Consider the following 10,162-nt stretch of genomic DNA (forward strand, 5'->3'; position numbering starts at 1 on the left):
TAGATGATCTGCCGCATCCCCTGTGGGGCGGGCATGTGGCACGAATTGCCTGCACCATGGCCATGCCTTAACCTGCCTTTATCGAGCGCCGTGCATCATCGGCGTGCATACCAGGAGATTTCATGAGCACCAGCGCTGTAGAACGACAAGAAACCACGCCATCTTCCACTGCCGCGGCGGTTCGACCGGCTCTGGCCCCCGAGCAACTGGAGTTTCGCAATGCCATGGCGCATTTGCCAGCGGCGGTCTCCATCATCACCACCGATGGCGACGGTGGACGGTGCGGCATCACCGCCAGTGCGGTCTGTTCAGTCACCGATACGCCGCCCACCATCCTGGTCTGCATCAATCGCGGCAGTGCCATGCATGACGTGTTCAAGAAGAATGGCCGCCTGTGCGTGAACGTGCTCTCGGACGAACTGGAACAACTGGCCATGCATTTTTCGGGCGCCACCAAGGTGCCCATGGAAGAGCGCTTTGCTTGGGATATCTGGGAAGCACCGGGCGAGCTGGGGCAGCCGGTGCTGGCCGATGCACTGGTCAAGCTGCAGGGGCGTATCCGCGAGTTCAAGGAAGTGGGGACGCACTCGGTGATGTTCGTGGAACTGGCCGAGGTCAGGGTCAATGAGAAGAAGGACAGCCTGATCTACTTCAATCGTCTGTTCCATAAGGTCAAGCGCACGGCCTTGTAAGTCACACCAGCGCTGCAAGAAATTGAATTCCGTTCAGATGTGTTCTGAACGGAATTCGTATTTCTGGGGGGCTGCTAAAAAACGGTTCGGATTGACACCGAAAGAAGAGTCAAAGATCCAGCACCAGCCGCGCCGATCTGGCGCGCGAGACGCAGGTACAGATCTGGTCATTGGCCGCCTTTTCCTTCTTGGACAGGCAATTGTCGCGATGATCCGGCTCCCCCTCCAGGAGCGGTACCACGCAGGTACCGCAGATGCCCTCGCGGCAGGAGGTATCGATGACGATGCCTTCGCGCGCCAGCACATCGACGATGGGAATGCCCACCGGGATCTGCACTACCTTGCCGGAGCTGGCCAGTTGCACTTCGAAGGCGCCATCGCCGCCTACCGCCTCGGATGCCGCAGGAGCCGCCTGGAAGTGTTCCAGATGGATGGCTTCTTCGCTGCGATTGGCGGCGGCGCACTTGACCACCACTTCCATGAAAGGCGCCGGGCCGCAGGTATAGACGTGCGCCTCCTTGCTGCCGGCGGCGAGGCAGGCGGCAAGGTAATGCTCCATCTGCGCCGGTATCACGGCATAGTGAAAGCGCACCTGTGCGGCGAAGGGAGCATTCTCCAGCAGATCGGCAAAGGCCGCATGTTCGCGTGCGCGCACGAAGTAGTGCAGCGTGAAGGGCTTCTGTTCGGCCCACAGCCGATAGGCCATCGCCAGCAGTGGCGTCACGCCGATGCCGGCGCCAAACAGCAGATGTTCGGGCGCCGTCGCATCCAGTGCGAACAGGTTGCGCGGCGTGCCCACTTCCAGTTCCATGCCCAGCTGCACGGCATCGTGCAGTGCCGCCGAGCCCCCGCGTGAGGCGGGCTCACGTTTGACGGCGATGGTGTAGCCGCAGCGGTCTTCCAGCGGGCCGCACAGCGAGTATTGACGCACGATACCGGTCGGCCCGGTGACGTCGATGTGAGCGCCCGGCTCATAGGCCGGCAGCGCGGCGCCATCGGCGCGCACCAGGCGGAAGGAACGGATGTCGCCGGTTTCGTCGGTGAGTCTGTCTACGATCAGTTTCATGGGGCCGATACTCGCTTGCGGGGTTGCCATTGCAGTGGTGGTGATGCTTAGAGCAGGAAGCCCAGGGCGTTCAAGCTATCCATCGAGTTGATCAGGCGGATTACCTTCTGCTCGATCTTCGGACCTTGCGGGGTGAAACGCAGGCGGTGCGTGACGTTGGCCACGAACATGGTGTGCTGCTGGCGCTTGTAGCCCACCAGCACCTGTGCCGAATTGATTTCCACCAGTTCCTCCGACAGGTGCACCGGCACGAAGCGCGAGACGGTGCGCACGGTGGCCGCTGCATCCACGGCCGACATCGCATGTCCCGAGGTGAGGCGCTCGATGCGGATCTTGCGCATGTGGGCATTGTCGTAGGCGTAGTTCAGCGTGGCTGCGAAGTCGGTGGTCTGCTGGTCGATCGGTACCACGTAGTAACCGTCTTCGGTCCACAGGTCTTGCCAGGCGGCATAGTCCTTGCGGTCTAAAAGTTCAGCTTCCTTCCAGATGAAGGCGATGGCACGCGCCATTTGCGCGGGGATGCCTTGCAGGGTGTCTTGTTGGTTCATATCGATCACTTCTCCATCATCTTTTTCCACATGGCATAGGCTTCGCGCATCCCGCTCTCATCGGTCGAGTGCGATACCTTGTCGCCGTTGTCATCCACCCATTCGCGGTTCAGGCCACGATTGACCAGGATGGGTGCATCGCGCCCGGCGTGTGCGCCGGCCTGCACACGTTCCCAGGCTTCGGCGTCATCCGGGCTGCCAAAGCCGAACGGGCCCTGGAAATGTTCATGGATGCGCAGCCGCTCCCGGTTGGCGATCTCCGGTCCGCCCTCCATGCCCAGCGCCACGTGGCGGATCTGGGTCTCGCCCACCGATACCGGATGCAGCACCCGGAAGAAGGACATCGACATGGCCACGTTGGGGAACAGGTTCAGGTTGAAGCCGGCACCATGCAGTGAGCGCACGATGCGGCGCACCTGCTCGGGTGGCATGGTCTTGGACAGTTCTTCGGTCACGTGGGCGAAGCGTTCCTGCAATTGCTCGCTGCCATCGTCGACGTCCAGGTCCACGTGCTCGGGCACCATGATCATGACGCTGTGGCCATTGCCCAGCGAGCGGGTGATCGATTGATCGTCGGTCATGAAGGAGAGCATCTCGGAGGTCTCTTCATCGACGGAAGACAGGAAGGTCTTGTGCACCACCGGGAAGTGATAGCCATCGGTGGTGTTTTCCAGCTGGATCTTCCAGTTGCCCTTGAAGCTGAACTTGTGCTCGCCCTGAACCTTGATGGGGAAGCCCGCGCCTTGCTTCATGAACAGGTCTATCCATTTCTTGGCATGGCCGAGGAAGTCCGACAGCGGTTCGATCTCCTGGTTGAAGGAGGCGAAGATCATGCCGTGGTAGCTCTCGGTGCGCAGGCTTTGCAGTGGCAGGTCGGCTTTTTCGATCACGTCTTCATAGCCTTCCGGGTAGGGCAGGCCGCGCAGCTTGCCGTCCAGGCCATAGGACCAGCTGTGGTAGGGACAGGTGAAGCCGGTGGCATTGCCCTTGTGCTTTTCGCAGACGGTGGCGCCGCGATGGCGGCAGCGGTTTTCCAGCACGTTGATCTTGCCGCTCTTGTCGCGCACGACGATGACCGGCTGGCGGCCGATCTGGGCGGTCTTGAAGTCGCCCGGGTTCTTGATCTCGCTTTCATGCGCGACCCAGATCCAGGTCCGGTAGAAGATCTTGTCCATCTCGACTTCGAAGATGGCAGGATCGGTATAGAGCGAAGGGTCCACCACCGCATCCTGTACCAGGTCGGCATAGGAAGAATCGGGCTTGCGAGGGTGGAAGCGTAGCGGTGCGTTCATGGCTTTCTCCAGTGGCTTGCAGTCGTTGTCAGTGTTGATCTCGGCACGCTTGATGCGGCTTCATGGCGTGGGCTTGAGTGCCTGTAGCGCCTGTTCCAGATGGCGCCCCAGGGCGCACAGTCTTTCATCGTCGCCCTTGCGTCCCACCAGTTGCAGGCCGGCCTTGAGCGTGCTGCCGGCAATCGGCACCGGGATGGTCAATGCCGGATGGCCGGACAGATTGAAGGGCCGCACCAGCGACGACAGCAGCAGCACTGATGTGCCCTGGCGGATGGCTGCCAGCGTGGGCGGCAGTGCCGGCAGGGTGGGCAGCAGCAATGCATCGGCGTCGGCCAGTGCCGCATCGACCTCGGCGCTGAAAGCGGCGCGCACGCGCTCGGCGTCGGCCACTGCGGCATCGGTGGTGGTGGCTGCGGCTGCCAGGCGTTGTTCGATATCTGCGCCCAGCTTGCCCTGGCCCAGCAGGTGGCCGAAGGCGTCGTGGGTTTCGCGATTGATGAGGGTCATGCCGGCTTCGAAGGCGGCGTGCATGTGTTGCGGCGTCCACCAGGTAGCGCTCCATCGGCTGGCGGCAAAGCCCTGTGCGACGGCGGCGGCGATGTCGTCGTCGGCTTGCACCGTCACCCGCTTCACGCGTGCATTGGCCGCGGCGGCGCTGGCGGCCACGGGGTCGAAGCCGGGCGCGATGCTGGTCATGGCGCGGATGATCATTTCCATACTGCGTGCCACCGGGCCCACGCAATCCAGGCTGCTGATGGCCGGATAGGCGCCGACGCGGCTGACGCGGCCGAACGTCGGCTTGAAGCCAATCACGCCGCAACAGGCCGCCGGCAGGCGGATCGAGCCACCGGTGTCGCTGCCGATGGATAGATCGACCAGCCCCGCACCCACGGCCGAGGCCGAGCCGCTGGAAGAACCACCGGTCATGCGGTCGGGGTCTTGCGGGTTGACCGGGGTGCCGTTCCAGTCGTTGATGCCGGTCATGCCATAGGCCAGCTCATGCATGTTGGCGCGGGCAGTGATTTGCCAGCCGGTGTCGAGCAGCCTTTGCACCACCTCGGCATGAGCCTGTGCCAGGGGCGCATCAGCCAGCGCGGCGCTGCCGCCGCAGGTGGGCTGGCCGGCGATGTCGATGCAATCCTTGATGGCCACCGTCGGGCCGTTGCCGCCCAGGTGGAAGCGCGAGAGCAGGGCGTTGCCACTGCCGGCAATGGTGCGTGCAGCAGAATTGTTCATCCTGCCACTCCCAGGCAGGCAATGCGGGCCTGTAGTTGCAGGAGCGCGATGGCGGCCTGGCCGCTGCAGGTGCGCACGGGCAGGGAAATGCTGGGCTGGGGAGTCATGGCGCATCCATTCATGTGTTGCCTTGCAGGTCGATAATCCACGTCGGACGCTGGATGCAGGCGGGTTCCTTGGCTGATGTGAAGCATTTTAAAAGTCGCCTTAAAATAGATCAAATTGATGTAAAATATTTTTCACATAAGTAGCATGGATAGTGATGTCACTTCCCATTGATCGGGCTTGCCCAGCGTGACCCCCACCGGAGATTGCCATGGCCACCTTCAACAACATGGACCTGAACCTGCTGCGGGTCTTCCAGGCCATTGCCGACGAGCGCAGCCTGACCCTGGCCGGCAACCGCCTGCACCTGTCGCAGCCGGCGGTGAGCTATGCGCTGGGCCGCTTGCGGCAGATCTTCGACGATCCGCTCTTCATCCGCACCAAGGAGGGAATGCAACCCACCCCGGCTGCGCTGGAACTGGCCAAGCCCATCAATCGCGCCCTGCAGGCGGTGCAGGATGCCTTGCGCTATACCGAACGTTTCGACCCGGCCGCCAGCACCCGGGTCTTTCGCGCCTCCATGACGGACGTGGCGGAAATGATGTTCCTGCCGCAGTTGTGCGAACTGTTGACCGCGCAAGCGCCACATACTCGCCTGCAGGTGGAGCAGGTGCCGCCGGCGCACCTGGAAGAAGCCTTGCGCACCGGCCAGCTCGACTTCGCCTTCGGCAACCTGCCGGCCTTGAAGACGGTGACCTGTCATGAACTGCTGTTTCGCGAAACCTATGTCTGCATGATGCGCAAGCGCCCCGAGTTGCCGGCCCGCACGCAATTGACGCTGGATGAATTCCTGGCGCTGTCGCACGTGCTGGTGGAGTCGGCCGAAAGCAGCCATCACCAGGTCGAGCATTCCTTCCGTACTCTGGGCGTGCAGCGCAAGATCAGCCTGTCGATCCCGCACTTCACGGTGCTGCCGCGCATCCTCGGCAAGTCCGACCTGGTGGCTACCGTGCCGGCGCGCATTGCCAAGCTGTTCCATAGCGAACACCCGGACGTGTTCCTGTCCTACGAACTGCCGGTCAAGCTACCTACCGTGGACATCACCTTGCACTGGCACCAGGCCTTCGACGCCGACGCTGGCAATAGCTGGCTGCGCCAGATCGTCATCGACCTGCTGCAGAGCTACGGCCGCAGTAGCTGAACCCGGTCGTTGAATCTGGACTTGGCTTGAATGCAGAAGGCCCGTCATGCGACGGGCCGTTCTCCCCTGCCAGCGGGAAGGCCACCGGATGTCGGCAGCGGCCCGCCCTTCCTCAAGCGTGTGCTGATTTGCCCAGGTGCCGTGACTCAGAAGCGATGACGCATCCCCAGGCGCACGGCAGTCTGGTTGCCCATCGACGATTGCGCACCACCACCGAAGACCGGGAAGGCGTTGTAGCCCTTGTCGCGGTCATAGACGGCGCCCACATAGAGATCGGTGCGCTTGGAGATCTTGTAGTCGGCCATGGCAATGAAGGCCTGGGCCTTGCCCACGCCCAGGTTGCGGTTCTGGTACTGGTAGGCGGCCGACAGATCCCACAGTGGAGTCAACGCATAGACCGTGCCCAGTTCATAGGTAGTGGCCTTTGCGCTGGTAGCGGTATTCTTGGCCTGGGTCATCACGCCGAAGGGTGTGAAAGCGCCGATCTGGTAGCGCGCACCGATGCCGTAGATGCGGGTCGACGAACTGCCGGTGGCATCCTTGATGTCGGTGTAGGCCAGGCCACTGCTGAAGCCGCCGTTGTCATACTGGCCGGTGGCGCTGATGGTGCGGCTGGCCGTAGTGTTGCCAGCCACTTCGCCGAAGCCATACATGGCGCCGAAGCTGAAGCCGCCGAACTTGATGCTGTTGTACTTGATCGAGTTGTTGGTACGGTCGCCGCCATAGATATGGTCGTTCAAGGCCGTGCCATGCGCCGCATCGGCGTGCAGGCCCCAGGCCAGGGAGCCGGCTGGCGAGAGGGCGCCCATGGCGTACTGCGCGCCGATGTTGGACATGAAGTCATACTGCCGGCCCAGGCTGATCGCGCCCCAGTCCTTGCTGCCCAGGCCGACGAAGGATTGACGGCCGAACAGCAGGCCGCCCTGGCCCAGGCTGCCGTCATCGGCGCCGAATCCGGTTTCCAGGGTGAAGAAGGCATTCATGCCGCCGCCCAGGTCTTCGCTCCCCTTGAAGCCGATGCGGCTGCCCTGGGCGATGCCGCTATCCATGCGCACCAGCGATGCGCCACCGCCGCCGCTCTTGGCAGCATTGGAATAGTAGGTCAGGCCCAGGTCGATCAGGCCATAGATGGAAACACTGCTCTGGGCATGTGCCATTCCCGTGCCGGCCGCGAGCATGGCGGCGACCCATAGTTTCTTCTTCATGTGACAAGGCTCCCTGTGGTGTGGCTGTTGTGTGGTGGTATGAAGGTCGCGCTACCGTATCGCCCGTGGTGGACGCGGCAAGCGGCGCAGCGTGCATGACATGTCGTCATGTGCAGCCATCATAGGAAGCGCATTTGCGCGAGATCAAATTGATGCAGCCGATAGAGGCAATAAGCCGGATTGATGCATGGACTCGAATAGTGATCCGCTCTCGAATCCGGTGCATGAAAGCGCGTTTTGCCGGGACTATCGTGCGCAACTTCACCATGCAAGTGCGCACGATCCCCAATGCGGCGCGCCCGGCGCGGGGAATAAAGGAATCTTTAGTTGTGGCGTTCGGCCAACGGCAGCGTGAAGCAGAAGCGGGTACCACGCGTTTGGCTGGCTGCTGCATCCTTCAGGGCAACTCCTGCTTCATGGATTGCCTCGCCAGGCTGCGCCCAGATATCGCCGCGATGGCGCGCGATGATGTTCTTGCACAGGGCAAGCCCGATGCCATTGCCACTGACCTTGGAAGAAAAGAAGCCGTCGAAGAGTCGTTCGCGGTGCCCGGCATCGATACCGCGCCCTTCATCGGCCACGCTCAACAAGGCATGGTCGCCGGCGCGGCGGGTACTGATGCGCACATGCCGCGCCCCTTCCGGGAAATCCATCATTTCCTCGATGGCATTGAAGGCCAAGTTGAGGATCACCTGGCCGATCAAGACCTTCTCGCAACTGACCACCAGCGGCTCGGCACAGGGCAGGAAGTGCAGATGCGCCTTACCCTCGGCGGCCTTCATCTCGATGAACCAGCGCACGTCTTGCAGTACCGCATTGAGGTCGATGAGGCCTTCGCTTTGCTCCAGCCGCACCACGTATTCGCGCACGCTCTTGATGATGGCCGCGGCGTGATCGACCTGGCGACTGGCACTCTCCAGCCCCCATACGATCTGCCCGGCCTGCTCGCGCAAGGCTTCGCTCTGCTGGAGACGCAATACCGATCCTTCCAGGAAATTGCGGATCGCCGCCAGCGGCTGCGACAGCTCGTGCGCAATGGCGGTCGCCATCTCGCCCATGGCGTTGTGGCGCGCCAGGTATTCCAGCGAGGCCTGGTCGCGGCGGCGCGCTTCCTCGGCTTCGACCTGGTCGGTGATGTCGTGGAAGTGCAGCAGGTGACCCTTGAGGTCGTTCTCAATTTCGATATAGCGACACACTGCATGGTGCCAGCGCACCAGGCCATCCTTGCGCAGGATCTGGTAGCGCAACGGGAAGCTGATCGCATCCGGCAAGGCCAGGGTCAGCAGTTCCAGCAGTTCGTCGCGTGCCTCGGGCAGGCATTGCTCGACGAAATTCTTGGGCGGATTCTGGCCGGGGCGCACGCCTAGCAGCTTGCGTCCGGCATCGCTCAGGTATTCGATGCCGCCATCGGCGCGCAGTACCGCCACGCCTTCGTCGGAGTCCTGCATGAATTCCTTGAGACGGCTCTCCAGTTTCTTCATCTCGCGCCGGATCTGTTCCTCACGCGCAATATCGCGGAACTGCACCATGATGACGTCGCGCTCGCTCAGCGGTACCAGGGTGGCTACCGCCTCCGACAGGATTTCGTCGCCATTCTTGGCGCGGTAGCACCACTCCACCATGTTGCTGCCGTGAAGCACCGCATCGTGCAACCACTTGCGACCGATCTCGCGGCGGTATTCATGCGATTGCCGGCTCATGTCGGGCGCCTTCAAGGGCAGTAGTTCTTCCAGCGTGAATCCCAGCACCTGGCAGGCCGAAGGATTGGCCCAGAGGATGGACTTGGTCTGGGCGTCGTGCAGGATGATGCACATGGGCAGCGCATCCATCATGCGGCGGAAATCATCGAGGCCGAAGCGGATGGCGTCGTCCTCGGGCATTGCGGCGGGTTGTTCTGGCATCGCTATCTCTGTGGTGGAATCCATGCCCTAGGGGTTTTCTTTAGAAAGCTTCTCCTCATCCCCTAAAAAAGCTGCAGCGGTCCCGATTGAACCGGGACCGGTCGCTCCCTACACTCGACTTCATTCTGATGCAAGCCACCTGGAGAATGCAATGTCCGTGATGGAAAACCCGGCCGCCTTGGCCGTCCGTGAAGAGGATGCACTGGTCCCGCTGCTGGCCGAGATCCGCGCGCGTCGCGATGAATTCGCGACCCAGCGCTTCGTGCCCAGGGATTTCATCGCGCAGCTCAAAAAGGTCGGCGTCTATCGCGCCGCCACCCCGCAATGCTTCGGCGGCAGCGGCATGTCGCCCATGGCCTTCCTGCAGTTGATCGAAAAGATCTCGGAAGCCGACGCCTCGGTGGGTTGGGTGGCCAGCTTCGGTTCGGCCTCGGTCTACCTGGGCGCCTTGCCCAAGCAGACCCAGGCCATGCTCTATGCCAAGGGGCCCGACCTCACCTTTGCCGGTGGCCTGTTCCCGATCCAGCCGGCGACCCAGGTCGAGGGCGGCTGGATGGTCAATGGTACCTGGAAGTTCAGCAGTGGCTGCAAGGGCGCTGACATACTGGGCGTAGGCATCGGCGCAGCGGTCCCCGGCCAGGCTGGCTCCAAGCCACGCACCGCAGTGTTGCCGCCGGAGCAGGTCGAGATCATCGACAACTGGGACGTGATGGGCCTGGCCGGGACCGGCAGCCATGACCTGAAGGTCAGCCAGCAATTCGTGCCCGATGAGTGGACCTTCATCCGCGGCGGTGCTGCCACCATCGATGAACCGCTGTATCGCTATCCCACCATCGCCTATGCTGCGCAGGTTCTGGCGGTGGTCAACCTGGGCGTGGGACGGGCGGCCATCGATGAGATCAACCAGATGTCGGGTGGCCGCGTGGCCATCACCGGCGCGCCCAAGCTGGCCGACCGTTCCTATGTGCGCATCGAG

General features: G+C 62.5%; 9 protein-coding genes. 3 read left to right on the forward strand and 6 right to left on the reverse strand.

The features are described 5' to 3' along the window. Positions 1-122 precede the first annotated feature (122 nt). Positions 123-692, forward strand: a complete 570-nt coding sequence (gene hpaC, locus I5W_RS02880) for a 4-hydroxyphenylacetate 3-monooxygenase, reductase component (protein WP_044528106.1) — start codon at positions 123-125, stop codon at positions 690-692. 109 nt (positions 693-801) lie between these two features. Here the strand turns inward: hpaC and I5W_RS02885 are convergent, their stop codons facing one another. Genes I5W_RS02885 through I5W_RS02900 form a run of 4 tightly spaced genes read right to left on the reverse strand, consistent with a single transcriptional unit; the run spans position 802 to position 4,834 of the window. Beyond that, positions 802-1,758, reverse strand: a complete 957-nt coding sequence (locus I5W_RS02885) for a PDR/VanB family oxidoreductase (protein WP_044528107.1) — start codon at positions 1,756-1,758, stop codon at positions 802-804. A gap of 47 nt (positions 1,759-1,805) precedes the next feature. Further along, the gene (locus I5W_RS02890) at positions 1,806-2,306 is read right to left on the reverse strand and encodes an aromatic-ring-hydroxylating dioxygenase subunit beta (protein WP_044528112.1); all 501 of its coding nucleotides are present in this window, start codon (positions 2,304-2,306) and stop codon (positions 1,806-1,808) included. 5 nt (positions 2,307-2,311) lie between these two features. Next, positions 2,312-3,598: an aromatic ring-hydroxylating oxygenase subunit alpha gene (locus I5W_RS02895; protein ID WP_017453200.1), complete on the reverse strand. Its 1,287-nt coding sequence runs from the start codon at positions 3,596-3,598 to the stop codon at positions 2,312-2,314. 60 nt (positions 3,599-3,658) lie between these two features. Continuing rightward, entirely contained in the window at positions 3,659-4,834 is a 1,176-nt protein-coding gene (locus I5W_RS02900) for an amidase family protein (RefSeq protein WP_044528108.1), read from the reverse strand. 316 nt (positions 4,835-5,150) lie between these two features. Here I5W_RS02900 and I5W_RS02905 point away from each other — a divergent pair, with 316 nt between their 5' ends. Next, the gene (locus I5W_RS02905) at positions 5,151-6,080 is read left to right on the forward strand and encodes a LysR family transcriptional regulator (RefSeq protein WP_044528109.1); all 930 of its coding nucleotides are present in this window, start codon (positions 5,151-5,153) and stop codon (positions 6,078-6,080) included. A 146-nt stretch (positions 6,081-6,226) separates the two neighbouring features. Here the strand turns inward: I5W_RS02905 and I5W_RS02910 are convergent, their stop codons facing one another. Both I5W_RS02910 and I5W_RS02915 read right to left on the reverse strand, forming a co-directional pair. Beyond that, on the reverse strand, positions 6,227-7,285 hold the full coding sequence (locus I5W_RS02910; protein ID WP_044528110.1) for a porin: 1,059 nt from the start codon (positions 7,283-7,285) through the stop codon (positions 6,227-6,229). A 323-nt stretch (positions 7,286-7,608) separates the two neighbouring features. Next, positions 7,609-9,186 carry a PAS domain-containing sensor histidine kinase gene (locus tag I5W_RS02915; RefSeq protein WP_044528113.1) on the reverse strand — a complete coding sequence of 526 codons (1,578 nt, stop codon included), beginning with the start codon at positions 9,184-9,186 and terminating at the stop codon, positions 7,609-7,611. Between the two features lie 151 nt (positions 9,187-9,337). Between I5W_RS02915 and I5W_RS02920 the strand changes: the two genes are divergently transcribed. Further along, on the forward strand, positions 9,338-10,162 hold an 825-nt coding region (locus I5W_RS02920), incomplete at its 3' end, for an acyl-CoA dehydrogenase family protein (RefSeq protein ID WP_044528111.1).

Source organism: Herbaspirillum sp. B65 (assembly GCF_000333555.1).
Lineage (GTDB): Bacteria > Pseudomonadota > Gammaproteobacteria > Burkholderiales > Burkholderiaceae_D > Herbaspirillum > Herbaspirillum rubrisubalbicans.